Source organism: Micrococcus sp. HSID17227, from assembly GCF_003989405.1.
Taxonomy (GTDB): domain Bacteria; phylum Actinomycetota; class Actinomycetes; order Actinomycetales; family Micrococcaceae; genus Micrococcus; species Micrococcus luteus.
Window position 1 is genome coordinate 1 of record NZ_RBLN01000429.1, and the last position, 968, is coordinate 968.

Here is a 968-nt window from a genome sequence, read left to right on the forward strand (position 1 = left end):
TATCTCGGACGGCCCCGACCCCGACGGCGCGCCCGAGATCGCGGTCCACACCGTCCGCCCGCCCTCGAGCGTCCGCACCGGACCTTAGGATGGGACGCATGTCCGCCGCCCGCAGCCCCCGTTCCGGCCGAGCCGGCCGCACCGACCCGCTGGCCTGGCGGAGGGCCGAGCCCGCCCCGCTCATGCTCCTCAAGGGGCCCGAGGACCATGCCGCCCGCTGGGTGACGGACCGCGTGACCCAGGCTCTGCGCGAGCGTCACGGTCAGCTGGAGATCCACCGGCTCCGCGCGGGGGAGTACCAGCCCGGCCAGCTGGCCACCGCGGCCAGCCCGTCCCTCTTCGCCGAGCCCACCCTCATCACGGTCGAGGGCCTCGAGGCCATGAACGATGCGTTCCTCGAGGACGCCCTGCGCCTCGTCCAGCAGGGCCCCGGCGCGGACGACGTCACGCTCGTGCTGCGTCACACCGGCGGCACCCGCGGCAAGAGGCTGCTGGATGCCGTCGCGAAGGCCGGCACGGTGGTCGAATGCGTGCCGCTGAAGAAGGACGAGGAGCGGCTGGCCTTCGTGCAGGCCGAGTTCCGCGACCGGCGTCGGCGCATCGACGAGGAGGCGGCCCGCGCGCTCATCCGCGCCACCGGCGCCTCGCTCACGGAGCTCGCGGCCGCGTGCGCCCAGCTCGTCGACGACACCGAGGGCGTCGTCAGCGTCGAGACCGTGGACACGTACTACAGCGGCCGCGTGGAGGCCACGAGCTTCGCGGTGGCCGACGCGGCGCTCGAGGGGCAGGCGGCGAGGGCCGTCTCCCTCGTGCGGCACGCGATGGCCACCGGCGTCCACCCGGTGATGATCACCGCGGCACTCGCGCTCAAGGCGCGGCAGGTGGCGCGGATGATCGACGCCCGCCGGCCCGCCGCCGAGCTGCCGTCCCTGCTCGGGGTGGCCCCGTTCCAGGTGCGCTACATCCAG

1 protein-coding gene is annotated in these 968 nt (G+C 74.8%); it reads left to right on the plus strand.

Annotated features, from left to right (window positions below; translation table 11 throughout):
* Window positions 1-98 precede the first annotated feature (98 nt).
* Window positions 99-968 (plus strand): DNA polymerase III subunit delta (gene holA / locus D8M29_RS12415; RefSeq protein WP_127446031.1); only part of this gene is annotated, 870 nt, incomplete at its 3' end.